The 24,612-nt window shown below is 47.8% G+C and carries 26 protein-coding genes; 2 read left to right on the top strand and 24 right to left on the bottom strand.

The features are described from left to right. Nucleotides 1-8: 8 nt before the first annotated feature. Nucleotides 9-1,634, bottom strand: a complete 1,626-nt coding sequence (locus tag ACTRDR_RS02345) for a M20/M25/M40 family metallo-hydrolase (RefSeq protein WP_440526022.1) — start codon at nt 1,632-1,634, stop codon at nt 9-11. Between the two features lie 242 nt (nt 1,635-1,876). On the opposite strand from ACTRDR_RS02345, the gene ACTRDR_RS02340 reads away from it, so the two are divergent. Further along, nucleotides 1,877-2,548 (top strand): FCD domain-containing protein, encoded by a 672-nt coding sequence (locus ACTRDR_RS02340; protein ID WP_176862437.1) that lies wholly within the window; start codon nt 1,877-1,879, stop codon nt 2,546-2,548. Between the two features lie 41 nt (nt 2,549-2,589). On the opposite strand, the gene rplA is transcribed toward ACTRDR_RS02340, so the two are convergent. The 5 genes from rplA to rpmG form a co-directional block, all read right to left on the bottom strand. Next, nucleotides 2,590-3,279 carry a 50S ribosomal protein L1 gene (gene rplA / locus ACTRDR_RS02335; protein ID WP_118503843.1) on the bottom strand — a complete coding sequence of 230 codons (690 nt, stop codon included), beginning with the start codon at nt 3,277-3,279 and terminating at the stop codon, nt 2,590-2,592. 62 nt (nt 3,280-3,341) lie between these two features. Beyond that, complete coding sequence (gene rplK / locus ACTRDR_RS02330) at nt 3,342-3,767, bottom strand: 50S ribosomal protein L11 (RefSeq protein ID WP_117465604.1); 426 nt, start codon at nt 3,765-3,767, stop codon at nt 3,342-3,344. A 169-nt stretch (nt 3,768-3,936) separates the two neighbouring features. Then, nucleotides 3,937-4,455 carry a transcription termination/antitermination protein NusG gene (nusG, locus tag ACTRDR_RS02325; RefSeq protein ID WP_022153714.1) on the bottom strand — a complete coding sequence of 173 codons (519 nt, stop codon included), beginning with the start codon at nt 4,453-4,455 and terminating at the stop codon, nt 3,937-3,939. Nucleotides 4,456-4,470: 15 nt separating this feature from the next. Further along, the gene (gene secE, locus ACTRDR_RS02320) at nt 4,471-4,674 is read right to left on the bottom strand and encodes a preprotein translocase subunit SecE (protein WP_176862439.1); all 204 of its coding nucleotides are present in this window, start codon (nt 4,672-4,674) and stop codon (nt 4,471-4,473) included. Between the two features lie 27 nt (nt 4,675-4,701). Continuing rightward, nucleotides 4,702-4,851 (bottom strand): 50S ribosomal protein L33, encoded by a 150-nt coding sequence (gene rpmG / locus ACTRDR_RS02315; RefSeq protein WP_022153716.1) that lies wholly within the window; start codon nt 4,849-4,851, stop codon nt 4,702-4,704. Between the two features lie 435 nt (nt 4,852-5,286). On the opposite strand from rpmG, the gene fliD reads away from it, so the two are divergent. After that, complete coding sequence (gene fliD / locus ACTRDR_RS02310; RefSeq protein ID WP_440526021.1) at nt 5,287-6,582, top strand: flagellar filament capping protein FliD; 1,296 nt, start codon at nt 5,287-5,289, stop codon at nt 6,580-6,582. A 65-nt stretch (nt 6,583-6,647) separates the two neighbouring features. Here fliD and ACTRDR_RS02305 read toward each other — a convergent pair whose 3' ends face one another. The 18 genes from ACTRDR_RS02305 to ACTRDR_RS02220 all read right to left on the bottom strand — a co-directional run bounded on the left by ACTRDR_RS02305 (nt 6,648) and on the right by ACTRDR_RS02220 (nt 24,600). Continuing rightward, a complete protein-coding gene (locus ACTRDR_RS02305; RefSeq protein ID WP_176862443.1) occupies nt 6,648-6,998 on the bottom strand; it encodes a transcriptional regulator in 351 nt (116 codons plus the stop codon). A 116-nt stretch (nt 6,999-7,114) separates the two neighbouring features. Next, nucleotides 7,115-9,025: an NAD(+) synthase gene (locus ACTRDR_RS02300; protein WP_440526020.1), complete on the bottom strand. Its 1,911-nt coding sequence runs from the start codon at nt 9,023-9,025 to the stop codon at nt 7,115-7,117. 25 nt (nt 9,026-9,050) lie between these two features. After that, nucleotides 9,051-9,920 (bottom strand): Hsp33 family molecular chaperone HslO, encoded by an 870-nt coding sequence (hslO, locus tag ACTRDR_RS02295; RefSeq protein ID WP_440526019.1) that lies wholly within the window; start codon nt 9,918-9,920, stop codon nt 9,051-9,053. 19 nt (nt 9,921-9,939) lie between these two features. Then, entirely contained in the window at nt 9,940-10,752 is an 813-nt protein-coding gene (locus tag ACTRDR_RS02290) for a class I SAM-dependent DNA methyltransferase (RefSeq protein WP_440526018.1), read from the bottom strand. Between the two features lie 21 nt (nt 10,753-10,773). Next, a complete protein-coding gene (locus ACTRDR_RS02285; RefSeq protein WP_176862451.1) occupies nt 10,774-11,250 on the bottom strand; it encodes a small multi-drug export protein in 477 nt (158 codons plus the stop codon). A 29-nt stretch (nt 11,251-11,279) separates the two neighbouring features. Continuing rightward, on the bottom strand, nt 11,280-12,341 hold the full coding sequence (gene hisC / locus ACTRDR_RS02280; RefSeq protein WP_440526017.1) for a histidinol-phosphate transaminase: 1,062 nt from the start codon (nt 12,339-12,341) through the stop codon (nt 11,280-11,282). A gap of 63 nt (nt 12,342-12,404) precedes the next feature. After that, nucleotides 12,405-13,430 carry a glycosyltransferase family 2 protein gene (locus ACTRDR_RS02275; RefSeq protein WP_440526016.1) on the bottom strand — a complete coding sequence of 342 codons (1,026 nt, stop codon included), beginning with the start codon at nt 13,428-13,430 and terminating at the stop codon, nt 12,405-12,407. 41 nt (nt 13,431-13,471) lie between these two features. Further along, nucleotides 13,472-14,194: an ATP-binding cassette domain-containing protein gene (locus ACTRDR_RS02270; protein WP_176862453.1), complete on the bottom strand. Its 723-nt coding sequence runs from the start codon at nt 14,192-14,194 to the stop codon at nt 13,472-13,474. Continuing rightward, a complete protein-coding gene (locus tag ACTRDR_RS02265) occupies nt 14,181-14,870 on the bottom strand; it encodes an ABC transporter permease subunit (RefSeq protein WP_176862454.1) in 690 nt (229 codons plus the stop codon). The genes ACTRDR_RS02270 and ACTRDR_RS02265 overlap by 14 nt, the downstream gene beginning before the upstream one ends. A gap of 154 nt (nt 14,871-15,024) precedes the next feature. Continuing rightward, a complete protein-coding gene (locus ACTRDR_RS02260; RefSeq protein WP_440526015.1) occupies nt 15,025-15,864 on the bottom strand; it encodes a basic amino acid ABC transporter substrate-binding protein in 840 nt (279 codons plus the stop codon). An 87-nt stretch (nt 15,865-15,951) separates the two neighbouring features. Next, complete coding sequence (locus tag ACTRDR_RS02255) at nt 15,952-16,443, bottom strand: hypothetical protein (RefSeq protein WP_440526014.1); 492 nt, start codon at nt 16,441-16,443, stop codon at nt 15,952-15,954. A 38-nt stretch (nt 16,444-16,481) separates the two neighbouring features. Continuing rightward, nucleotides 16,482-20,798: an InlB B-repeat-containing protein gene (locus ACTRDR_RS02250; protein ID WP_440526013.1), complete on the bottom strand. Its 4,317-nt coding sequence runs from the start codon at nt 20,796-20,798 to the stop codon at nt 16,482-16,484. Between the two features lie 77 nt (nt 20,799-20,875). Continuing rightward, nucleotides 20,876-21,559, bottom strand: coding sequence for an SAF domain-containing protein (locus tag ACTRDR_RS02245; protein ID WP_440526012.1), 684 nt, complete (start codon nt 21,557-21,559; stop codon nt 20,876-20,878). Further along, a complete protein-coding gene (locus tag ACTRDR_RS02240) occupies nt 21,537-22,172 on the bottom strand; it encodes a hypothetical protein (protein ID WP_440526011.1) in 636 nt (211 codons plus the stop codon). The genes ACTRDR_RS02245 and ACTRDR_RS02240 overlap by 23 nt, the downstream gene beginning before the upstream one ends. Then, nucleotides 22,132-22,497 (bottom strand): hypothetical protein, encoded by a 366-nt coding sequence (locus ACTRDR_RS02235; protein ID WP_440526010.1) that lies wholly within the window; start codon nt 22,495-22,497, stop codon nt 22,132-22,134. Before ACTRDR_RS02235 ends, ACTRDR_RS02240 begins: the two co-directional genes overlap by 41 nt. A gap of 13 nt (nt 22,498-22,510) precedes the next feature. After that, nucleotides 22,511-22,732 carry a hypothetical protein gene (locus ACTRDR_RS02230; protein WP_176862468.1) on the bottom strand — a complete coding sequence of 74 codons (222 nt, stop codon included), beginning with the start codon at nt 22,730-22,732 and terminating at the stop codon, nt 22,511-22,513. A gap of 57 nt (nt 22,733-22,789) precedes the next feature. After that, a complete protein-coding gene (locus ACTRDR_RS02225) occupies nt 22,790-23,614 on the bottom strand; it encodes a hypothetical protein (protein ID WP_440526009.1) in 825 nt (274 codons plus the stop codon). 47 nt (nt 23,615-23,661) lie between these two features. After that, nucleotides 23,662-24,600, bottom strand: coding sequence for a type II secretion system F family protein (locus ACTRDR_RS02220; protein ID WP_440526008.1), 939 nt, complete (start codon nt 24,598-24,600; stop codon nt 23,662-23,664). Nucleotides 24,601-24,612 lie beyond the last annotated feature (12 nt).

Here is a 24,612-nt window from a genome sequence, read left to right as displayed (position 1 = left end):
CTCCTCCTTTATTTCAGATAATGATCAATCGTTTTCTGGAGCAGCTTCGGAAGCAGTTCAAAGGTGTAGGGTACATTAACACGTTCTGTCCATTTATGGGCATCCTTTCCAAAGCCCCCAAAGTTTACTGCCGGAATTGCCAGTTTCCGGATATTTTGTAATGGTAGTGGATACAGCGTATCGAATCCCGGGAAATTTTTCACCAATGCTTCTACCGACTCTTCCGGATCATCAATATTAAGGTAACTGCTGTCTGACAGGCTGGGATAGAATCTCATGATGCGGTATGTCACGTTATACTCTGCGGACATTTCATCTGTCAGCTTCCGGAGCTCTCCGATCAGTTTTTCGCTTTTTTCCTGCAGCGTATTGTGAGGACAGTAGGGTGCTGCATAATACATAACAATGGTCGGCGAAGTAATTCCCGCTGTATGCAGCAGGTATCGGATCATGGCAATAGGAACCTCTCTCTTATCGACTCCGCTTCTTACTTCCTCTTCCATCCGACGGTGCATCTCTTCTTCTGAAAATCCTTTGATTTTTCTGACTTTTTCATATAACTCTTCATAGGTCATGACCTTACATTTATAATCCCGGACGCTGATGTTATTTCCGCTTTTTGCAGAAAACCACTCGATTTCCCGACGAGTTCTCTCAAGGATTGTCTCCATTACTTCCTCTGCAGCCTTCTTCAATTTGCCAGTGATCGCATCAATGGTCGCGTTATGTACAAAATAGTTGAAGTATACCAGAGCTTCCCCAGTGGTCTGAACATTGTACCAGGGCTTCAGATCTTTCATTTTCAGGACACTGGGCGGATAGGTATATTCACCCTCGTACTCGTCGATAAAATCATGATTCAGATGAATTCTGCGCACCAGTTCTGCCGCTATCATGGATGCATCCAGCCCTTCAAAGCATTGCCCCACATGCGTTTCTTTTCCCTGAATATAGAAACAGGGAAGTAGTTTTCCTACCATGCCTATATAAATTGTCTTGACCTCATCCCCAGGATACAGAGGGCAGATATAATCATTGTTAATTCCCAGAATATATGAAAGGTGATATTTTTCTTTTAATTCCACAAGTATATCCGTTGCCTCTATGATTCCGGTATGCAAATTTTCTTCCACCGGATTGAAGGATACCACAATGTTTCCTGACAGTTCCTCCGGATGCTCACAGGCGTCCTTCAGAATACCGAGAAATACTGCATCTCCGTCCTTCATATCGCAGGTGCCTCTGCCAAACATATAATCTCCGGATCGCAGGTCCTTTCGTACTTCCTCCGGCAACTCCACGTCTTCCAGACGCTGTATCAACTGCTCCGGATCACAGGCATAATTCTCTAATGCACCATAACCTTCGAGTCCCACCGTATCTGTGTGCCCATGAAATAACAATGTTTTTCCGTTTGGCTCCTTTTCTCCCAACAGGATAGCGATGACATTTCTTCTGTGAAGAGAATCGTTTTTTAATTCCCGAACGATTACCTGCTCCGGATGCTTTTTAAAATAGGGAATTTCTCTGATAAAATTCTCTATGTACTCTCCGATCTTTTTTTCGCCCTCCGTGGTGTTGATACTCGGGATCTTAACCATTTCTTTTGTTATCTGAATCATATCCTCTCTCATATCCGTCACCTTCCTTTTCCTATCACCTATATTCTGATATTTCTTTTCAACAACGTACAAAGGAGCCAGACATCTCATTGTCCGGCCCCTTTGCCATGTGTACTGTATACAGTTTTAGCATATGTTTATTCATCTGTCAATACAATCATTCCTATTTTATAGGGTTTTTTCTTTTATACTTGCAGAGCTCACATTTTTATAGTAGTATAAATGTATACATTAAGTGAAAGGGAAGACTTTCTATGGAATTAAAACCTATTCGAAAAAACATTACATTAAAAGATCAGGCTTATGAACAGATCCGTCAGGCTATCAATACCAATACCCTGAAACCGGGTACCTCTCTGACCGAAGAACAGCTGAGCAGTATGCTTTCCATCAGTCGTACTCCTATACGGTCTGCTCTTCAACAGCTGGTATATGAGAAATTATTAAGTCAGGATGCCACCGGACATATTTATGTATCTACCATTACGGAGAAAAATGTGCAGGATACCTCAAAAGTCCGCACTGTACTGGAATGTATGGCTATTGATTCCGCCAGTTTTCCATTATCGGAAGCAAAGCTTCAGGAGCTGGAGCGGATCGACCGGGAACAGCATGAATTAATCGCCACACATCCGGAGGATAATCTCAGATTTGCAGAGCTGGACAAGGAATTTCACTGTGCAATTGCTGCGTGCTGTGACAATGCTTCCCTGATTGAATTTATTCAAAACATCAACAACGTTATGGTAAGGATCAATGTTCTGTCCGGAACTCTTCCGCAAAACAGACAAGATGCTCTCATCGAGCACGAAAATATTATTGCATTTCTAAAAAAAGGTCAGCGGGAATTTGCAAAGGTTGCTCTGTCTGAGCACCTGAAGCATGTGGAAGAAAGAATGCTTTCCGAAAGCAAAAAGGAGCGATAATTATCGCTCCTTTTTATTATCTAATTAGATTAGAGATCAGATTAGAATTTTGCAACGCTGACCTTAACGCCAGGTCCCATAGTGCTGGTCAAGGTGATGCTTCTCAGATACTGACCCTTTAATGCGCTGGGCTTAGCCTTTACGATAGCGTCCATAAGTGCATTGAAGTTCTCCTGCAGAGCTTCCTCAGAGAAAGAAGCCTTACCAACGGGAACATGTACGATGTTGGTCTTGTCAAGTCTGTACTCGATCTTACCGGCTTTGATATCGTTAACTGCCTTGGTTACATCCATGGTTACGGTACCAGCCTTAGGGTTAGGCATTAAGCCCTTAGGTCCGAGAACCTTACCCAGACGACCTACAACACCCATCATATCAGGGGTTGCTACTACAACATCGAAGTCCAGCCATCCTTCGTTCTGGATCTTCGGGATCAGCTCTTCGCCGCCAACATAATCAGCGCCTGCTGCTTCAGCCTCGTTGATCTTATCGCCCTTTGCGAATACCAGAACTTTTACAGTCTTACCGGTTCCGTTAGGCAGTACAACTGCGCCACGGATCTGCTGCTCAGCGTGACGTCCGTCACAACCGGTTCTGATGTGAACTTCGATGGTCTCATCGAATTTAGCAGTTGCAGTTTTCTTAACCAGAGCGATAGCATCGTTAGGCTCATAGAATGTAGCGCGATCTACCAGCTTGGCAGCTTCGGTATATTTCTTACCATGTTTCATTATTTTACCTCCTAGGTTCCAGCGGCAATCTCATTGTCGATTGCCTCCCAAATATTTATAAGTTACTCCTCAACAACAATACCCATGCTGCGCGCAGTACCAGCGATCATGCTCATAGCTGCTTCCAGGCTTGCTGCATTCAGATCCGGCATCTTCATCTCAGCGATCTCCTGAACCTTAGCCTTGGAAATGGTAGCTACCTTGGTCTTGTTGGGAACGCCGGAACCGGACTTGATGTTGCAGGCTTTCTTTAACAGTACTGCTGCAGGGGGAGTCTTTGTAACGAAACTAAAGCTTCTGTCTGCATATACAGTAATAACTACGGGAATGATAAGATCTCCCTTGTCTGCTGTTCTTGCGTTGAACTGCTTTGTAAATTCAACGATGTTCACCCCGTGCTGTCCAAGTGCAGGACCAACAGGGGGAGCCGGTGTTGCTTTGCCGGCAGGGATCTGTAACTTGATATATCCTTCTACTTTCTTTGCCATTGTGGCACCTCCTATAATGTGGTAATTCGGCGCAGGCTGCTTTGGTGCTGCCCCCTGCTCCCACTGGAACGTTTCCGTTCCTTTTGTGCTGCCTCTTTCCGATCCTTACGGACCAGAAAGTTTATATTTTATCCCGGAGATTTCCGGAAGAAAATATCTTTGTCTGCTTTTAAAGCTTTCTGACCTCTGCAAAGCTGATTTCCACAGGGGTCTCTCTTCCAAACAGTTCTACATTGATGGTAGCTGTCTGTTTGCCATAGTCCAGTTTCTGCACCACGCCGACGGTATCTTTCCATACTCCGGCCACAACAGCAATGCTGTCGCCCTCGCCAAAGTCGATCGATACATTCTCGGTCTTAATGCCCAAAGGCTTCATCTCAGCTTCTGTAAGAGGTACAGGTTTACTTCCGGGACCTACGAAACCGGTCACACCACGGGTATTACGAACGACATACCAGGTATCATCGTTCATTTCCATATTAAGAAGTACGTATCCGGGGAACATCTTCTTGGATACCGTCTTGCGGGCTCCGTCCTTCAGTTCCACCACATCCTGCATAGGGACTCTTACCTCAAGAATCTGTTCTGCCAGATTCTTGTTGTTCTCTATGGTCTTCTCGATATTGGCTTTGACCTTGTTCTCATATCCTGAATAGGTATGGACTACATACCATTTTGCCTCTGCCATACAATCACCCTCGCTCTATAATGATGTTAAGAAGTTTACGCCGTACTGAATAAAATAATCCAGCACTGCAATAATCACACCAACTACAACTGAAATTGCAACAACCGCTACGGATTGCTTCAATGTGGATTGTCTGTCCGGCCATGAAATTTTCTTAAATTCAGCTTTTACGCCTTTGAAGAAACTGGGGCGCTTCTGTTTTTCTGCGGAATCTCCCATTTCGACCTCCCATGTTAGAACGGCTGATTATTTGGTTTCTTTGTGCAATGTATGTGTTTTGCAGAATCTACAATACTTCTTGGTTTCCATTCTATCAGGATGAGTCTTCTTATCCTTGGTAGTATTGTAGTTACGCTGCTTGCACTCGGTACATGCTAAAGTAATTTTTGTACGCATTTTTCTACCTCCACTTGTTTTCTGATCTCTAAATTTAAGCATAAAAAAAAGACCTAAATCTCATCTCGCTTGGATACTATACCATAATCCGCCCTGTCCGTCAACTGTTTTTCCCGAAAATCCCTTTATTTTTCTTGTTTCTTCTTATTATTTATGCTATAATCCTCTCATAAAAGTGGGTTACTGTAATTTTTTATAAAATAAATGCCAGGGTCAACAGGTCTAAGCCCACATGAGCTTGCTCATATGTGGGTGAAAGACCTTAGGACCCGCCCCGATATGAGCATAAAAGTGGGATGATAATCCCACGATATGCGAATAGAGGGGAGGATTGTGAGAGTGCGCAGCACGGAGCAATCCGCAGGCATCAAAGTCGGGGGCTTTTGACCGCGACATCTAAAATTTCCTTGATTACGGAGGAGAAAGGAGATATCTATGAGTGCAGTTCTCAATACTGTTTACAATAATTATCTGACGGCGTACTCGCCCAGACAGCTGACGAAATACGACACACATAAAAAGAGCGAACTTCGCAGTGTCTATAATTCCATCATAAAACTGAACAAGGATGCACCCTGGTATCTCCCCACCACCAGTAAGGATACTCAGTATTATGCTGTGGATGTCAAGGAGAACGCCAGAGAGCTTCACAACTCCATCGCTCAGCTCGGCGGGCTGGAGCAGGACGGCATGTTCCGTAAAAAAAGTGCCTATTCCACCAACAACGATATCGCTGAGGTCACCTATATCGGTTCCGAAGCCTCTTCCGCTGCTTCTCCCGAATTCGATCTGGAGGTACGCACCCTTGCCACTCCCCAGGAGAATCTTGGATATTTCCTCCCGGATCTGGCTACCACACTGGCTCCGGATACTTATTCCTTTGATATTGCGGTCAACGATATGAACTATGAATTCCAGTTCAATATTAACGAGGGCGATACCAACCGTCAGATCATGGAGCGGCTGTCGAGGCTGATCAACAACGCGGACATCGGCATCCGTGCAGAGGTAGCGGAATCCGATTCCCGTTACGCACTCCGCCTGACATCCGACGCCACCGGTATTTTGAACGGCAGACCGTATCATTTCCGGGTCAGTGATGATCATACCAGCAAGACCTCCGGTGTCGTAGACAATATGGGACTGAATTATATCAGTCATTCCGCTGACAACGCAAGCTTCCTGATCAACGGTGAGGAACGTTCTTCCTCTTCCAACCATTTCACGGTGGGCAAGTTGTTCGATGTACAGATTAAAGCCGTAAGCCCCGAAGATAAACCGGTACATATCGGGCTGAAGACAGATACCGAATCCATCACCGACAATATTAACCAGCTGGTAGGCAGTTACAATAATTTCATACGTGCGGCATCTTCCTATCTGAATACCCAGTCCAGAAGCAGACAGCTGGTACGGGAATTTTCATCCATCGCTTCCCTGTATGGCAATTCTTTGGAAAGTATGGGAATGCATCTGGAGGATGACGGTATGCTCTCCGTCAATGACGAAAGACTGCGGCAGACCGCGGCAGCCTCGGGAAATGATCTGTCGGCTTTCAGTGTATTAAAGGATTTCAGCAGCTCTCTGTTACACAAAAGCGATCAGGTCTCGCTGAATCCCATGGATTACGTAGACAAAAAAATTGTGGCCTACAAAAATCCCGGTCACAATTTCATCAGTCCTTATACCACCAGCGCTTACAGCGGTATGATGTTCAACAGCTACTGTTGATCCCCGTTTTAGGGGATTCGATCAGTAGCTGTTTTATTTTACTTATTTTACTTGTTTTTTACTTCTTATTTTGTTTTCTTGTTTTTTGCCTTGTACTTATCAATCTGTACAAAATCATCCATCAGCTCCAGAATCTTATCTCTTCCGGTCTGATTCAGTTTCACATAATTCTGCATGACACGATTTTCCAAAAGCTGTGCTCCCAGGGATGCATCCCTCTCCAATGATGAAAAATCTACAGGATTCAGACTCAGCTTGTCACACATTTTGATAACTGTTCCGTATGCCATCCCTTCAATGCCGCGCTCCAGAGCCGTTACCAGTGTGCTGTAAGGAATATTCATCTCCATGGCAAACTGTCTGACACTGCGATACTGTCTTAAGATTTCTTTTTTTAAGATTTCCGCCTTAGTCATATTTATTCCTCCACATATCCTCTAAACTTGGTACAGCTATAATATACGATTTCCCGTTTTCCATTTCAAGTAAAAAACAGAAAATTAAGAATTTCGACGAAATTTTAACAATATTTTTATATTTCCTCCAGGCGGTCCAGCCAGATCCTTGCACAGGCATCACTGGGCATGCGCAGATCCCCTCTGGGGGAAAGTGCCACGCTTCCCACTTTGGGTCCGTCCGGCAGGCAGGAGCGTTTAAACTGCTGCGAGAAAAACCTCCGATAGAAATTTTTCAGCCATTTTTTAATGGTCTTTGCATCATATTTTCCGGCAAAGGTCTCTTCTGCGATCCGGTATACCTTATCCGGCGCATAGCCGCAGCGCAGCATATAATATAAGAAGAAGTCGTGCAGTTCATAAGGTCCCACAAGATCCTCTGTCTTCTGCGCGATATTTCCTTCTACCGGCGGAAGCAGTTCCGGACTCACCGGCGTATCCAGCACATCCTTCAGTACTTTCGACAATTCTTCCTGTCCACAGGTATCCGCGTAATACTGCACTAAGTGTCTTACCAGTGTCTTCGGCACGCCTGCATTGACGCCATACATGGACATGTGGTCTCCGTTATAGGTAGCCCAGCCAAGTGCGAGCTCCGACATGTCTCCTGTACCGATGACCAGGGCATTCTCCTTGTTCGCGATATCCATAAGCACCTGTGTGCGTTCTCTCGCCTGTCCGTTCTCATAGGTAATATCATGACATTCCATATCTTGTCCGATGTCTGCGAAATGTCCGGTCACTGCCTCACGGATATCCACTTCCCGAAGTGTCGTACCCAGAGTCTTCGCTAACAGGCAGGCATTCTCGTAGGTCCGGTCCGTGGTACCGAAGCAGGGCATGGTCACGGCAATGATTCCTTTTCTTGCAAGTCCTAACAGATCAAACGTCCTCACCGTCACCAAAAGTGCCAGTGTAGAATCCAGTCCTCCCGAGATTCCGAGAACCGCCGTCTTACCACCGATATGTTCATAGCGTTTTTTCAGACCATACGCCTGAATGGATAAAATATCTTCACATCTTCTGTTGCGAAGAGCCGGATCCTCCGGTACAAAAGGATGCGCCGCGAACTTCCGTTCCAGTCTGGTCTCCGTAAGTTCCATGGAAAACGGAATCTTACAATAGGAAACCGTCGGCTGTTTTCCAAAGGTTCCCATTCTTCTGCGCTCGCTGCTTATTTTGAGCACATCCATGTCTGTGTAGAGAATTCCTGTGGCGAAACGGGAAGACTGTGCCAGCAGTGTTCCGTTCTCCGCAATCAGATTATGCCCTCCGAATACCAGATCCTGAGTGGATTCTCCTTCTCCGGCGGAAGTATAAATATACCCACACAGAAGTCTTGCGCTGGTGGATTTTACCAATAGTTCACGGTAAGCGTCCTTGGATACCGTCTCATTAGATGCCGACAGATTGGCGATCACCGTAGCCCCTGCCAATGCATGGGAAGTGGATGGCGGATCCGCCACCCACAGGTCCTCGCAGATCTCACAGCCAAGAACCAGCTCCGGCAATTCCTCACAACAAAACAAAAGATTCGTTCCAAAAGGGACCTCATATTCTCCCAGGCGGAAATTCGTTATCCTTTCCTCCCCGGGAGTAAAATATCTGCCCTCGTAAAATTCCGCATATGTCGGAATATTTTTCTTCGGGATCATGCCCAGAATACTTCCACGATATACTGCGGCAGCCACATTATACAGACGACCGTCCTTTTCCACGGGAAGTCCCACAAAAAGTAATGCCTCCAACCGGCTTGTCTCTTCTGCGATCGTAAGCAGTGCTTCTTTTGCCTTCTTCAGCAAAAGATTCTGCAAAAAGAGATCATTACAGGTATACCCGGTAATGCACAGTTCGGGGAACACTATTATCTTCGCTCCGTGTTCTGCCGCTTCTTTTGCCTGGGTACAGATTGCCCGGGCATTATAGACCGGATCCGCCACCCGGATCCACGGTGTAGCGGACGCAACTTTGACAAATCCCTGTTTCATAAGCTTCCTCACTTTACGGAATCCATTACCGGATCATCTGTTTTAATTCATCCACGGTAAAGTTATAGTTTTTATTACAGAAATGGCAGTTCACCTCGATCGGCTTATCATCATCGATCATAGACTGCAGCTCTTCTCTTCCGATACTGATCAGGGCCTTGCGCACTCTGTCCTTGCTGCAATTGCAGGCAAATTCCACAGAAAGCGTATCGGTGATCTCCGGATTCATTCCCAAAAGCAGTACTTCAAGCATCCCCTCCGGAGTCTTACCTGCATCCAGCATAGCGGTCACGGAGGAGAGATTCTTGATATTCTCTTCCAGCCTGCTGATGGTCCCCTCCTCTGCGAAGGGCATCAACTGTACAATGAATCCGCCGGCCTGTCTGACAGTGTTGTCTCTGTTCATCAGTACTCCCAGTCCCACCACGGAAGGCACCTGCTCGGATACGGCAAAATAATAGGTCAGATCCTCTGCGATCTCACCGGTCTGTAACTCGGTCTGTCCCACGTAAGGATCCTTCAGTCCCATATCCCTTATCACACTTAAGACACCGTTTCCCACGGCGCCGCCCACATCCAGTTTTCCCTGGGCATTTGCCGGCAGGATCACATCGGGTACATTCGCGTAGCCCTTTACATGTCCGTTACCGTCTGCTGTCACTGTAAGTCCTCCCACGGGACCGTCTCCCTTGATCTGCAGTGTGATCAGTTCATCTTCTCCTTTTAACATACTGCCCATCATAGCTCCGGCACTGAGGAGTCTTCCCAGTGCAGCTGTAACCACCGGGCTTGTATTATGCGCTGCTCTAGCCGTCTCCACTGTCTCTTTCGTTGTACAGGCGAATGCACGGATCTGTGCATTTGCGGCAGTTGCGCGTACCATATAATCTTTCATTTTATTCCACGAACCTTTCTTACGGCAGCTTTTTTTGCTGCTCTTTTGCTACGATATATACTCTCTCGCTGGTCTCAGCCGCTGCTTCACCGGTATCGGAATCCTTGATTTCAAGAACCTTTAATCCTGCCTGCTCCACAAGCGCCCGCATCTGCTCCACCGTATAGCCCCGCTGCAAATGGGTCTCTGTGAATCTCCGGAAAACATCGTCCTCTTCCTGTACGAAGATAGTCAGATCATACTCATTGATCTCTTCTTCCGGATCGTAATAATTCTCCCAGATAAAACTGCAGTCCTCTCTGTTCTCCGCAATGGTGGTATTGCCGATGACTTCCCGGTATTTATAGGCGGTATTAAAATCAAAGATAAATACCCCGCCGGGATAGAGATAGTTGTTCACCAGCTGAAATACCTGCAACAGTTCCTCTTCTTCCAGAATATAATTCACGGAATCACAGACACTGATCACCGTACCTACGGTAGAATACAGATCCAGTTCCCGCATATCCTGATGAAGATAGAGGATTTCCGAACCGCTCTGTGCTTTTTTGTCCATGGCAATGTTCAGCATCTCCTCGGAATTATCCACGCCAATGCAGTCATACCCCTTTTTATACAACAGCTCCGTCAGTGTGCCGGTTCCGCACCCTAAGTCCACCACCAGATTTCGCTCAGAATCCAGAATGCCTTCCGCATCCCGCGTAGGTTTGGATACACCGTAAGCCGTAATCAGCTCATCTAAGCGGTCACACCACATATCATAGGGCGTGTTGTCCATGAGTTCGTCATATACTCTTGCAAAGTCTGTGTAGATTTCTTCTGTATTTTCCATAATTACAGTATCCCCGTTTTTTTAGAAAATAGTTCCAAGTGCTCCAAATACGCCCATGCTGAGCAGACCCATGATCACACCTGCCAGTACCACTCCCAACATCACGGCAATGACACTGGACTTAAAGTCCATGTCTAACAGACTGGCTGCCAGAGTTCCGGTCCAGGCGCCGGTTCCCGGAAGCGGAATGCCTACAAAGAGAAGCAGTGCCACGAACAGACCTCTTCCGGCCTTCTCCTGCAGTTTCTTGCCACCCTTATGTCCTTTTTCCAGGCAGAAGGTGAAGAATTTACCGATGACCGGCTTGTCTGCGCCCCATTCCAATACCTTTCTGGCAAAAAAGAAAATAAACGGCACAGGAAGCATATTGCCCAGGATGCAGACAATATAGCTGGGAAGCAGCGGCAGATTCATTCCCACCGCAATAGGGACAGCGCCTCGAAGCTCAATCAAAGGAACCATAGATACCAGAAAAATGATCAAATACTTTTTTAACATGTGTTTGCTCCAATTCTTTTATTTTTTAATTATGCCCGCTTTTCCAGATATTCTTTCAGGAAAGCGATCAGACGGTCCATCTCTTCATCCGTACCGACTGTGATACGCAGGGAGTTGGCAATTCTTTCTTTGTTCCAGTGTCTGACATAGATGTCTGCTGCACGAAGTGCCAGGAAAAGCTCTTCGGCAGGTACTTCCTTATGAGAAGCGAAGATAAAGTTCGCCTTAGAATCCGGAAAAGTAAATCCAAGCTGCGAAAGCTCCTTCTTAATGCGCTCTCTGGTCGCCACGATCTTCGCCGTAGTCTCTTTAAAATAAACATCATCCTTTACCGCTTCCACACCCATGACCTGAGAAGGCAGGTTCATAGTGTAGGAGTTGAAGGAAAATTTCACATCATTCAGATAATGGATCAGCTTTTCATTACCGATGCAGAAACCGATACGCATTCCCGCCATGGCTCTGGACTTGGAAAAAGTCTGCACCACCAGAAGGTTTTCGTATTTTTTAAGCAGTGGCAGGGCACTCTTACCGCCGAAGTCCACATAAGCCTCATCCACGATCACTACCACATCGGGATTCGCCTGCAGGATCTCTTCGATCATTTCCAGCGATTCCTCCACACCGGTGGGGGCGTTGGGGTTCGGGAAGATCACGCCGCCGTTTGGCTGCTTGTAATCCTCGGGATCAATGTGCCAGTTCTCATCCAGGGCACAGGTACGATACGGGATCCGGTACAGATCCGCCCATACATCGTAAAAGGAATATGTCACATCCGGGAACAGGATCGGTTTTCCGCTGTTGAAAAAGGTCAGGAATGCCATGGATAATACATCGTCGGATCCCACACCTACAAATACCTGTTCCGGCTTCACATGATAGTATGCAGCCAGCGCATCCACTAAGGGCTGTGCGTTGGAATTCGGATACAGCCGCAGAGATGCACTTTCCATATTTTCCGCTGCCTGCCGTACTCCGGGTGCTGGAGGATACGGGCATTCATTGGTATTCAGTTTGATCATGTTCGGGCGGTTCGGCTGCTCGCCTGCCACATAGGGCACCACCTTACGTACATTTTCTTCCCATTTCATAATGTTGTTTGCTCCTCATTCCGCACACTTTTTCATGACTTCATTACCCTGTGTGCCGGGCAGTTATTTCTCATTTTCATTCTGTCGCTGTTTTAACTCTTTCCGATAGCTTTCCGCCTGTTTTGGAACCCCTAACTGTTCATAGCACCGGATCAGTCCCTGCAACGGTTCTTCTCCTGCGCTTCTAAGCGTTAACGCCGGCCGTGTCTCATATGCTGCATTATAATACCAGATGGCTGCTTCTTCGTAGTCTTGCTTCTCTTCATAAAAATGACCCAGTTCACAACAGATCTCCGAACACCCTTCTCCCGCGATCACCTTGGAAGTGTGCTTGAAAAACGCCACGGTATCGCCCCGCAGTCTGGCCGCTTTGGCTGCCACACAACAGCCTTCCGTGATTTCGTCCGTACTTCTGTCCGGGGAAGAAACTTCCGTCCGGAAGTAATTTTCCGCTTCCTGAAGATCCTGCACACTTCCTGCCAGGAACAGTTCTCTGGCATACATGCCGTACAGTCTTCTGGATAATTGTCTCCCCGCAGCAATCTGTTTTCGGAAATTGCCCAGATCTCTGCCTGCATGATTCTGCTCCGGCATGTGAGTGATCACGATGTCACTGTCATAGACCACCGGCGCAAGCCGTACCATTTCATGGATCGGCTCCTCCCACACAAAGTTCCGCAGTCTGCGGAATAATTTGGGACGATACTCTTCATCAAAATTATAGACCGTGCCGTTGTGCAGCTGATTGCCGTATTTCATCTGGACGATCTCAATTTCAGGAAGCAGTGTTTCTTTCAGCTGGCGGAATCTCTGCCTGTTCTCCTCCGAAAGCACCTCATCCGCATCCGCTGAATATATATATTCCTTCGACGCCTTGGAAAAGGCGAAATTCCTTGCTGCGCTGAAATCATCGATCCAGGTAAAATCGTATATCTTATCGGTATATTCTGCGGCAATCCGCTTCGTGGCATCCGCTGATCCCGTATCCACGATAATGATCTCATCCACCAGGTCTTTCACACTGTCCAGGCATCTAGCCAGAATCCGTTCTTCATTTTTAACGATCATACATAAAGAGATTGTGATCATTTCGGATCTCCGTTCCCGCATTTTTACATGCGATGCTGTTCCTACAGTACTTTGGATAAAAATTCCTGTAATCTCGGACTCTGGGGATTGGTAAAGAATTCCTGCGGCGTATTCTCCTCCACGATATTACCGCCATCCATAAAGAGCACCTTCGTACCTACTTCTCTGGCAAAGCCCATCTCGTGGGTAACCACCACCATGGTCATGCCGCTCTCTGCCAGTTCCTTCATAACTTCCAGTACTTCTCCTACCATCTCAGGATCCAGTGCGGAGGTAGGCTCATCGAACAGCATTACTCTGGGGTTCATTGCCAGGGATCTTACGATGGCGATTCTCTGCTTCTGACCGCCGCTTAAGGAGGCAGGATATGCATCCGCTTTTTCCTCCAGCCCTACTCTCTTTAACAGCTTCAGCGCATTTTCTTTGGCTTCTTCCTCGTTCATCAGTTTTAACTTCACCGGAGCGAGAGTAATATTATTCATGATGGTCAGATTATTAAACAGGTTAAAATGCTGGAACACCATACCCATATGCTGACGGATTTTGTTGATGTCGATCTTTGGATCCGTGATGTTCTGTCCGTCAAACCATATCTCACCGCTAGTAGGTCTCTCCAATAGGTTCAGGCAACGCAGGAAAGTACTCTTACCGGATCCGGAGGGTCCTACCACTACGATCTTCTCTCCGGGATGAATATGGTAATTTACTCCCTTTAACACCTGATTATCTTCAAAGCTTTTATGCAGATCTTTAACGATTATCACTCTTACGCAGCCTCCTTTCCAGTTTTGCAAGCAGGATAGACAGTACCTTGGTCAGCACGAAATAGATGAACGCGATACCAAGCAGCGGTGTAAATACATCGAACAGCTTGGAAGTCATCTGATTTGCCACACGGGTAAGGTCACTCATTCCTACGTAACCTACAATAGAAGTCTCCTTGATCAGCACGATAAATTCATTGCCGAGAGGAGGCAGAATGCTCTTAAACGCCTGAGGGATAATGATGTAGCGCATGGTCTGGAGCTTGTTCAGTCCCAGGGATCTTCCGGCTTCCATCTGTCCCTTGTCCACTGCCAGGATACCTGCTCTTACGATCTCCGCAACATAGGCTCCGGAGTTAATACCAAAGGTCAGGCTGGCGATCAGCACACTGTTCTTACAGGTAGCCAGAATACCGGACCACATGATCAGTAGCTGTACTGTGGTAGGTGTTCCCCTTATAATATCAATATAAGCGCTTGCGATGCGGGACGCTATGGTCTTCGATCCGTTCTTTCTCGTAGAAAGTTTTAAAAATGCTGCTATGGTTCCGATCAGAATACCGAGCAGTGCCGCAAAAAAAGAAACCTCTAAGGTTACTCCCAGTCCTTTCAGATAAAGCTTCCATCTGTCCGCTTCAATGAAGGCTGCATAAATATGTTGCCAGATATTTTGCATGTTATTTCCTATGCCTTTCTTAAATGAAATGATGAAATGTATAAAAATTGCCATTACCTACCTTAATATAGCAAAAAGAAGAGAATGGCACAAGCCATTCTCTTCTTTTTTATATATATTTTCATGCATATTTTTTACACATATTTTGTATATATTATTCACCGATGTACTCAGATACCAGTGTATCAAAGGTACCGTCTGCCTTCAGATCTGCCAGTGCCTGATTTACCTGCTCTACCAGTTCGCTTCCCTTAGGAAGTGCAATTGCATATTCTTCGGTCTCGAAACCGAACTCTGCACCATCGATAATCTTAACCTTGCCTTCGAACTTCGTGTTGAATACTTCTGCAGGGTTCTTGTCGATGATAACCGCATCTACTCTGCCGTTTACCAGATCGTTGACAGCATCGATGGCTCTGTTATAGGTCTGTGCGGTAACACCTTCAATGTCCTCGGAAAGGAACATTCCGGTAGTACCCAGCTGGCTGCCGATCGTCTTGTTCTTCAGATCATCAGCGGTTGCAATATCGGAATCTGCCGGTACGATGACGAACTGTACAGCCTCGTAATAAGGATCAGAGAAATCCACCTGTTCCTTACGTTCGTCGGTAACGGTCATGCCTGCGATAGCACCATCAATTCTGTTGCCAATAGAGCTTACCAGAGAATCGAACTCCATGTTCTCTACCTGGACTTCCATGCCCAGCTTCTCTCCTACTGCCTTGATCAGAGCTACGTCAAAACCATCAGGCTCTCCGTCATCTCCTACATACTCAAAGGGAGGGAATTCTGCGTTTGTACCGAATACCAGTACGCCGCCCTCGGTCTTATCAGCTGCCTCAGTAGCTGCAGCTTCGGTAGTTGCAGCAGCAGTTTCAGCTACACTGCTCTCAGTAGCCTGGGTGCTCTCCTTTGTTGTGGAATCAGAACCACAACCTGTCAGCATTGCTGTACTCATTACAGTTGCAAGTAACATTGCGATTGCTTTTTTCATAATATTTTCCTCCTGTCTGTTTATACGGGAGCCATCCTCCCCTAAACTTTGATTACTATATCACTTTTTCCCGAAATACGCAACTGTTTATGCATAAATATACGTTGCATTCAGAAAATATCGTAACACCGTAACCATCCAGAAAGAAACGGTAATATAAGGAATAAACGGCTGTGGAACCCGCAGTCTCCCGTCTAGCGTAACATTTCCGTGAAACAGCTGCACCACCGTAAGCAGTATCACCGCCAGCAGCATATGACACAACGGCCATAGGATTCCGGTATCCCCGGTACATTCCGCCAATGCACACACCGAAAAAGCATAGCAGTCCGCCTTTCCGTACATATGACCAAATACCAGCTGCTGCAAGGCTGCAAATCCTGCTGCCGTAATCCAGGTTCTGATATCCCATCCTTCCGACAGGGCCAGCAGACAGGCCCAGGGCAGGCACCACCACCATACATAATTATACACTAGGCACTCTTTCCTATCCATCCAGGATGCCATCAGAAGTCCTCCTGACAGCATGATATATGCCATAATCCGGATCACACCCGCTCCCTTCCGCACTCTCTGCATGCTCCCGTCCTGTGGTTTTCCCCTGTTATCCTGTCTGTTTACCGCAGTCTCGTCCGCAGATCCTCTAATACACTTCCTTTCACACCGATGACACTGATCTGGGGATGATCTTCCAGTTTCTTATCCCCTTTATAAGCCCGCACAGTGATCGGCAGCTGTTCATTCTCCGGTGTATACAGAGGCACCATGAACTGTATACTTTCCGTGATTCGATACCCCGGCTGATCCCTATAATCATAGACCCTGTTCAGTTCCGGATTCTGTCTCGTCATCTCTTCCGGGAAGATCACCTCCACCAGATCCGCATATCCCCATACCGTAAATGTCAGTATACCGCTCTCGCCGCAGCGAAATGTCGTCCCCTGTGGTTCCCGTATTCTCATAACATCCGCTTCCAGACCGAATTCCGTTGTCCCTTTGGTTATCTCCGTCTCATTTCCCACATAATCTGCCGCATATGCCATTACCGTAAAATCCCCGCTGAACATTGCGTCATCCTCCGTGATCACGATCCGGATACTTCCGGTGTCATCCGGTACAAAGGTCTTCGCTACCGTATTATCGGTATTCTGTATTCTGACGTAGAATTCTTTTACGCCGCTGACCGCGTCGGAGGCTGTCACGGTAACGGTGACCTCTCCCTCCCTGCGGTCGATCAGTTCACGGTCTTCTAACAGATCCAGTCCGTAGATTGTCGGAGCCTCTCCATCTGCAATCAGCGTGATCTTATTTTTTTCATCCAGTGCATGTGTCGAATATACTTTTGTATCTCCCGCATCTGCCTCCGCAATGGGAATCGCCTGGATTCTCTGTCCGGAATAAGCCGCGTCGATCGTGAATTTCTGCACACCGGTAAGCTCCCTGCACAGATTCGATCTTACCGTATAGGAATACGGATATTGCTGCAGTACTGCCACTCCTTCTGTGGTATAGGACAGTCCGGAAGCATCGGTACGGATATTGCCCTTACGGATTTCTCCGGAAGGCGTATGGATGATATTGCGTGCTACGGTGCCGTCTTCGCTTCGGGTCTCATAGATATTTTCATTGGGCTGATATTCCTCACAGGCATCCCCGTCCAGAGAAGCATTATTTTTTAAAGTGAACGGGGTCTTACCGTCCGCTCGGACATACCAGCTTTTTGCCTCCGGCGCAGGATACACGTTGTCTCCGCTCTCTATTTCCAACGGTCCGGTATAAATCTTCCACTTTACATCGGTATCTTTCATACTAAAATGTGTCGTAGGTCCTACATTGCCTGCCACGTCCACAGCTGCCACATGAAAATACTGTGTTTTTCCGTTTGCAGTCAACTCAGCAACCGTTTTTTCGGTGTATTTTGCATTCTGCGCTCCCACCTTTGTATCTGCCGCGTCGTCTATTGTGAAATAGTAACCTGCAATGCCGCTGACCAACAGATTCCCGGTAATATTAGAAGTACAAAGTCTTTTAGTACTCCCGGTCAGATAGGACTCCGCCTTATGATAATACCGGGTTCCGTTATCACTTGGCTGCTGCCAGGTAATCTGTACCCGCTTATGATCCAGTGCTTCCATGGTCATTTCCGCAGGGATCCGATCCGGTGCTGCCAGGTCTGTTGCCACAACCCCCTCCATATGGCACTCTTCCTGATAACCTATTGCCTCGGACTGTATCTGTATGCTTCCGTCTCCCCGGTGTACGCCGCTTTCGCTTTTGTACATCCGGGCATACGCCATATTCACATAATTACTTCCTCCGTAAGCCGGTTTCGAGGAAAGTACCTGTCCCTCCGTATAACCGCAGGTCAGCATTCTGCCGCCGGAAAAGCTTAAGCCCGTGATCTCCGAAGTGAGCCATGCATCCGAACAGTCATGGGAAAACTTCAGGTCTACGAAGATCTTCGTCGTCCCCTCCGGCAGGGTAAAATGAAAGGTACCGGCGAACTTACTGCCGCCCGGTGCACCGCCCCAGGAACCGTCCGGATTCTCCCATGCAGAGCTGGAAGACCCGCTCATGGAATAAACCGCATCCCGAAAGCTCCCTGACAGGATTACTTTTCCGTCCTGGTTCAAAATCGTATATTGTGACTTATTCAGAGAAAAATTACAGGAGGATCCCCAGCTGTCCGCATAGACCGAAATATTTAATTTCGTATTACCGTTAGTGTTGATTCCCGGGTATCCTCTCGTATTCCACCGATTCCCCTCATCCCAGTAATACCGGGACCAGCCTGCACGGATAATATGATAAGGATCGTCGTCCCTGGTATGGCTGTAAGCCCTGGTGGCAGTGTAAGTCTCACAATAATCATCATGGCCGGTCACATAGTGCTCCCAGCTGCCAAGTGCCGGGGTATAGGCTGCCTCCCTGTAACATTGATTCGTATGGGAGTGTACAATCTTCTCTCCAGCACTTCCTCCCCGGTATCCGGCACCACCACCCGCCATTCCGTCCTCACCGCTGCTTTCTTCCCGCGCGCTCTCCGCACTGCCACCGCTTTTTCCGTCTCCCGCCGGGGAAGCGCCTCCGCCGCCACCGGCAATGAGCAGGATTCCCTTGCGGTCTGATGTCACAGATGTCATGCCACCTCCATTGCCGTAAGCAGAAGCAGTTCCTCCGCCGTTACCGCCATCCTGTCCTCCCGGGAAACATGTGATCTTCTCTCCCTTTTGCAGCCAGAAGGTCCCGGACACGCGCCCACCGTATCCTCCTGTGCAGGATTCAAAATCCTGTCCCTGGGCCCCCTCTGCTGTAAGCGTATACAGCCCCGTGTAAGGGATGGTATATTCTTCGGCACTGCCGCTGTAATTCTCTGTTATCGCGACCCGTGTCATGCTGCTGATATCCTCGGCGGAATTGATGCGGGTCCAAGTGCCGTTATCCTTCTTTTGGAACAGCAGATAGGTCTTGTTCTTCTGATCCGTCTGTGACCAGCTAAGATCCACTGCACCCTTCCCACCATTTGCCTTATAATTGTCTGCAGACTCTAGCTTCAGATCGACCCACTGGGCATACAGTGTGCTGTCAGCGGAAGGAATAATCTCTTCCCCTGCCGCCCCCGCCGGCAATGTAAATGCTTTATCATAATACCAGCCTCCGAAAGACCAGCCTTCTCTGACTGTCCCCGGCAGAGTCACGCAATCCCTCCGGTACAGTGCCTTTACAGTATCCCTATTTCCTTCCGTGGCACAGTAGGTATAGACATTTCCCTGCAGTTCTCCCAGGAAGGGAAGCACACGCGTCCATTCTTCAAAATGCTGTGTTCCCCGGATGGAAGGTACTGCCGTTCCACCGTTTGTCTCAAAAGTCAGTGTAGATCCGGCCGGCGGCTGAATCCCTTCCGTATGCAGGCGGTATTTTTTACCGTATACATCCGTAATCTCCAAAATGTTTTTACCCAGATATTTACCGCCGCCGGCATCGATACACAGTGTACTCTCACATGGAGTCCATTGGGCGTACAGTGTGACCGATCCGTTGTCTCTGTCGGTCCAGGTCGTCCTGTCCCGGTGATCCGCTGTGGCAAGATTACATATCTCGGCCTCATCCGCGTAGGAATCGCCGCTTCCGTCCGGTGCGGTATTCCACCCGGTAAACAGATAGCCGATACGGGTATAATTGTTCTTCGTCAGATGGGTGACCGGAGTCACTTCGCCACCTTCGTAAACTTCCGCGTTATCATACATATGATAGCTTTCCCCCATAAATCCTACACAGGATCCGGGATCTGCATTTGCATCATATATTGCCTTATACTGATTGGGAGAAATCTTCTTGCATCGGTGTGCCGGGAATGTCACTCCCTGCTCCAGGTTGGTACAATACGGACACAGATAATAATAGGTCTCCGGTGTCTCCTCATTGCCAAGCTCCATGTAGTGGATTGTCGCTGCCGCATCTCTGCTCATATAGATGTTCCACGATTCTATCCATTCCCCACAATCCGCACAGACCGGTTTCCAGCCGGAATTATAGTATCCCTGACATTTTGCTGTACCAAATCGCAGACCATGCCAGCCCTGTTTTCTCCCATAGGCATTATGAATACACTGTGCCCTCCGCCAGCAGACCTTCCAGGCTCCGATCGGTACTTCTCCCATGCGGCTGACACTGTAATAATGTTCTCCCGCAACGGGCTTTCTCAGAGAAGATTTTATTCCCGTAAATACGACCGTATTTTCTTCATACCAACGATATCCTTTCTCTCCGGCACAGGTAGTCCATGCTTTCCCGTCCGGACTGAAGGACACGTAAGGGCTGTTATAAATGGTCTTCTTCTCATAAGCCTGTACCGTCCGTACGGGAAGTAACAGTACGATCCCCAGTGCCAGCATAGCAGCAATGCACAGCCTGCGACGCTTTTTCTTTGTCATGCGAGTTCTCCTTCTTGCAGTATCTTCTTACAGCATCTTCTTACAGGGTCTTTTTACAGTGTCTTTCCTATGACGGATCAGTTGCAGATCTTAACGACCCGCAGTGACCCTTTTGCCAGATTTCTGTAAAACTCCTCCACATTTTTATTGTCCAGATAAATATTCACTCTCTGTGCCGGTGTAGTGGTATCCTCACAGGGAATGATGTTGCCGCTCTGATCAAACACCTGCTGTACGAACAGATTCTGCCAGCCCGGATTTTCACCGGAAAAATCGTCTTTATCCTTATCGATGCAATAGATATGTATTCTGTCCCCGGCGCGCAGGACACCTCCCACAGCCTGGTACAGATCTTCCGCCCGGAAACCGGCGATCACCGGTTCCGTCATTTCTCCCAGAATCTGCTCCTTACCCTCTGTCATTTCCCCGGTGATAACGCTGCCCTGCCCGATATCACATACCGTTATTCTGCCATACAGACTGTCCCTGTCCATCACTGCCGTCCCCGGCACGATTCTCTGGTCAATCTCCAGAGGCATTACATAATCTTCGATATTCTCCTGCGTCAGTTCCTCTCCCCGGGGAATATCCGTTGCTGCCACATATACCTCCTTTTTCTCGTATTCCGCAAGCGTCCTCTTCTCAGTCTGAAGCATTACGGCAAATACCGCAGCGGCAGCAATAAATGCCGCCAAAATGCTGCCGTTCCATATTCTGTTTTTTATGGTTTTATTCCATTTATTCGGCTTCTGTAATTTCATCTTCCCTCTCCTTGTTATTTTCTCTTACCACATCCACAAGTTTTCCCTTATGTGCCTCCATGTCAGTTCCCATAAATCCTTCTACAAAATAAGTGATCTCACTGTATACACCGGTGTGTTCTATGTACTGCCCGTCGGGGGATTTTACCTCCCCCAGTGTTCCTTCCCATTCCTGTATCTGTCCGTCTGCACCCTTCTGCCATACTTCCACCTGCTCCCCCGCGACATTGTACAGGATATATTGCTGTACCGTGACCTGTCCCGAGATCAGCTTCCGGTTCCCGGCATAGAACGCGTCATCCAGTCCCAGATTCTCCTTCAGGGCATGGCAGTACCGTTCATAGGCTTCTTCCGGATCCGTGATCCGCACTTTCTGCGTAATGCCGTATTCTTCCACATCGATTACTGCGGATGCCAGCCCCGACAACGCCAGCGCATCTTCCATATACATAGCGGATTCCCTGTAAAGAGCGATCTGCAGCTGCATGCATAATAAAATCGATAAAAACAGCAGAAGAAACAGTCCGAGCACCCAGGATACCTGTCCACGTTCTATATCCCACATCTTTGTCTTAATTTTTTGCCGTAGATACTCTCTTCTCGTATATTTCATAGTCTTCTCCCAGCTGTGCCCGGATCTGCAGCACTACGTCGTTGCCATACCCCACCGGTTCCAGGGAACTGCCGTCATAATCGATCTGCGTAAGTCCAAGAACCTCTAACCGGTCTTTTAGTTCCGCCTGATCCGGCGCCGTCAGATAGCCGACCGTCTCCATTTTCAACAGATAGCACCTTGCCAGCTGTCCCACTTCTGCCTTTTTCGCGATCAGTTGTACATTCTCCATATAGCTTAACATCACCGCTGTAAGCGCCAGTACACACAACCCCATCGCCAGTATCTCCCCCACATTTCCGGGTTCCCTTTTTCGTCCTGCCATATCTGCTCCCATCTTATACACCCGTGAGAATATCCGCCGCTTTCGTCTGCATAGCCGTCACAATGGTCTGTATGAATGCTGTCAGACTGTCTTTCATTACAACACATAGCAGCAGTGCAATAATGCACAATCCCACTGTTACCAGGATTCCGTCGATTCCCGGCTCTTTGCGCAGGGCATATTCCGTTACTGTTTTTCTGATCTGTTCCCACTTTCTCATCCACTGATTTTTCATTTGTCGTTTCTCCCTCTTTTTTCTGCTTCTTTTTACTTTCTTTTGTTTTGGACCTATTTAAAATTTCACTGCCGCCCGGAACATGTATCCCACACAGGCATATAGAATCACCCCCAGGGTTGCGCCGAGCATTCCCAGCTGATAGAACGTAATACTGCGGTCGAGCGCGCTCTTCTGGTGTCTTAATGCCGTCAGCTCCAGATCCTTCAGCTGTTCTCCCATATCCTGAAACAGTTCCACAGCCTGTCCGGATTCTCCCGCCTGGATCAGAGTAATACACAAAGCATCTATCTGGCGATTATCGAATTTCTCCTGGAAATCAGATAATGCCGTCAACGTATCCGACTGCATGACCAGGTCCCCTGCCAGTTCCATCAGCGCCTGCTGCAGTCTCCGCTGTCTCACACTCTGGCAGCACTCTGTCAGGGCATCTGTTGCATAGATTCCTGCATGGATCTGCACCTCCAACGCCTGATAGATCAGTTTGATCTCCGGCAGCATGCTCCGGTTGTCGCACTCGTTTATGTATATCATAAGCACCTCCGGCAGATAATACAAAAGTACCGCTGCAAGCAGTGCATATCCGATGCCGATCACCGACATTCCCACTGCCCCTGCACATGCCAGCAGAATTCTTCCCAAAAAATATTTCATGGCGGTAATATTTTTGCCGTAATGGTACTTTGCGCCATTGCGCCTCAACTTTTTTTCTGTTTTCTCCCTCCAACTGCCAAGCTTTTGATTCTGACGAACGAGCCCGGTCAGTTCCTCCCATGTGTGCACGATCGTCTGCGGTGTTGTGCCCGTTCCCAGCCGAAATACAAATATTCCGCTAAGCACCGCCTCCAATAGCTGCGGTATCCATAATGTACGAAAGCTCAATCTTGTTTCCTCCTTTTCCTCTTTTGCAATTCCGTGCAGGCATGTTCTTATCTCCGGAATCCGTACACCTTGCGCAGGAACAGGAAAAAGATCCCCACATAGCTGCCTGCCGCCAGATGTCCCGGAAGCGTTTGAAGCAATATCTTCCAAACGGATTCGTCGATCAGACGATCCACCGTCAGAAGTGCAAATATTGACATGGCTGCCAGAAGCCCCATATTGATTGCTGCCTCCCGTAGCATTCCTTTCCGTTCTTCCTCTGTCCTCAGATATTCCCGCACGGAGCGTCTGCTACTGTCCACCAGTGTGGTCAGATCAGCCATGTACCGTATGCTGATCTCCAGATTTCTTGCCAGTTCTTTGAATTTGGGATGCTCTACCTTTTCCGCCATCGTTAGCAGTGCTGTAGAGTGGTCTCCGGTAATCTGGGCTTCATAAGCACATTCCTCCATTGCGCTTCGCAGCGGTTCCTCCATGTATTTGCTGACCTGTCCCAATACGGAGGTGATCTCCCCTGCGGTGAGGCTGTAATTTCCCAAAAAATTCAGACACTTTAACAAATCCTCGTTCACCGAGCGAAATTCCAAAAAACGTAAGGTATTCATGACCATCCATTCCATAACCGCTACGCTCACCGTTACAGCTACTGAAACTGTCACCTTTCCGCCGGCCACCTGCGCTATACAGAACACGCCGGCATACATAAGGAGATTCCCTGCGATCCACTTCTCCGCGGTGCACCCCGGAAATCTTCTCGACAGTCCGCTGTATCGCAGAGTATCTTCCATGCAGCGCCAGATACTGTTTCTCTGCCTAAGTTCCATCAGCCGGTGTCTGTTGTCCAGTGCCCGCAGATGGGAAGCCTGATCCATCCCTTCCTCTGTCCGCCGCAATAGTTCCTGCACCTTTTTCAGCCATGTCATCTGACCGAAAAGGAGCAAAAATCCCATAAATATTAAACAAAAGATCCATGCGTATATGATCATACGTTTCTCCTC

Source organism: Simiaoa sp. (genome assembly GCF_051972595.1).
GTDB lineage: Bacteria > Bacillota > Clostridia > Lachnospirales > Lachnospiraceae > Acetatifactor > Acetatifactor hominis.
The sequence above is the reverse complement of the archived record's forward strand: the minus strand, read 5'-3'. Positions and strand labels throughout refer to the sequence as shown.

What these genes read in the sequence shown, in the direction of transcription:
- ACTRDR_RS02340 (WP_176862437.1), top strand. Translation starts at nt 1,877, where the DNA reads ATGGAATTAAAACCTATTCGAAAAAACATTACATTAAAAGATCAGGCT.
- nusG (WP_022153714.1), bottom strand. Translation starts at nt 4,455, where the DNA reads ATGGCAGAGGCAAAATGGTATGTAGTCCATACCTATTCAGGATATGAG.
- ACTRDR_RS02285 (WP_176862451.1), bottom strand. Translation starts at nt 11,250, where the DNA reads ATGTTAAAAAAGTATTTGATCATTTTTCTGGTATCTATGGTTCCTTTG.
- rplA (WP_118503843.1), bottom strand. Translation starts at nt 3,279, where the DNA reads ATGAAACATGGTAAGAAATATACCGAAGCTGCCAAGCTGGTAGATCGC.
- ACTRDR_RS02255 (WP_440526014.1), bottom strand. Translation starts at nt 16,443, where the DNA reads ATGCAGAGAGTGCGGAAGGGAGCGGGTGTGATCCGGATTATGGCATAT.
- ACTRDR_RS02305 (WP_176862443.1), bottom strand. Translation starts at nt 6,998, where the DNA reads ATGACTAAGGCGGAAATCTTAAAAAAAGAAATCTTAAGACAGTATCGC.
- ACTRDR_RS02240 (WP_440526011.1), bottom strand. Translation starts at nt 22,172, where the DNA reads ATGAAATATACGAGAAGAGAGTATCTACGGCAAAAAATTAAGACAAAG.
- ACTRDR_RS02300 (WP_440526020.1), bottom strand. Translation starts at nt 9,025, where the DNA reads ATGAAACAGGGATTTGTCAAAGTTGCGTCCGCTACACCGTGGATCCGG.
- ACTRDR_RS02245 (WP_440526012.1), bottom strand. Translation starts at nt 21,559, where the DNA reads ATGAAATTACAGAAGCCGAATAAATGGAATAAAACCATAAAAAACAGA.
- hisC (WP_440526017.1), bottom strand. Translation starts at nt 12,341, where the DNA reads ATGAAATGGGAAGAAAATGTACGTAAGGTGGTGCCCTATGTGGCAGGC.
- rpmG (WP_022153716.1), bottom strand. Translation starts at nt 4,851, where the DNA reads ATGCGTACAAAAATTACTTTAGCATGTACCGAGTGCAAGCAGCGTAAC.
- ACTRDR_RS02230 (WP_176862468.1), bottom strand. Translation starts at nt 22,732, where the DNA reads ATGAAAAATCAGTGGATGAGAAAGTGGGAACAGATCAGAAAAACAGTA.
- ACTRDR_RS02345 (WP_440526022.1), bottom strand. Translation starts at nt 1,634, where the DNA reads ATGAGAGAGGATATGATTCAGATAACAAAAGAAATGGTTAAGATCCCG.
- hslO (WP_440526019.1), bottom strand. Translation starts at nt 9,920, where the DNA reads ATGAAAGATTATATGGTACGCGCAACTGCCGCAAATGCACAGATCCGT.
- ACTRDR_RS02290 (WP_440526018.1), bottom strand. Translation starts at nt 10,752, where the DNA reads ATGGAAAATACAGAAGAAATCTACACAGACTTTGCAAGAGTATATGAC.
- ACTRDR_RS02275 (WP_440526016.1), bottom strand. Translation starts at nt 13,430, where the DNA reads ATGATCACAATCTCTTTATGTATGATCGTTAAAAATGAAGAACGGATT.
- rplK (WP_117465604.1), bottom strand. Translation starts at nt 3,767, where the DNA reads ATGGCAAAGAAAGTAGAAGGATATATCAAGTTACAGATCCCTGCCGGC.
- fliD (WP_440526021.1), top strand. Translation starts at nt 5,287, where the DNA reads ATGAGTGCAGTTCTCAATACTGTTTACAATAATTATCTGACGGCGTAC.
- ACTRDR_RS02265 (WP_176862454.1), bottom strand. Translation starts at nt 14,870, where the DNA reads ATGCAAAATATCTGGCAACATATTTATGCAGCCTTCATTGAAGCGGAC.
- ACTRDR_RS02250 (WP_440526013.1), bottom strand. Translation starts at nt 20,798, where the DNA reads ATGACAAAGAAAAAGCGTCGCAGGCTGTGCATTGCTGCTATGCTGGCA.
- ACTRDR_RS02220 (WP_440526008.1), bottom strand. Translation starts at nt 24,600, where the DNA reads ATGATCATATACGCATGGATCTTTTGTTTAATATTTATGGGATTTTTG.
- secE (WP_176862439.1), bottom strand. Translation starts at nt 4,674, where the DNA reads ATGGGAGATTCCGCAGAAAAACAGAAGCGCCCCAGTTTCTTCAAAGGC.
- ACTRDR_RS02235 (WP_440526010.1), bottom strand. Translation starts at nt 22,497, where the DNA reads ATGGCAGGACGAAAAAGGGAACCCGGAAATGTGGGGGAGATACTGGCG.
- ACTRDR_RS02260 (WP_440526015.1), bottom strand. Translation starts at nt 15,864, where the DNA reads ATGAAAAAAGCAATCGCAATGTTACTTGCAACTGTAATGAGTACAGCA.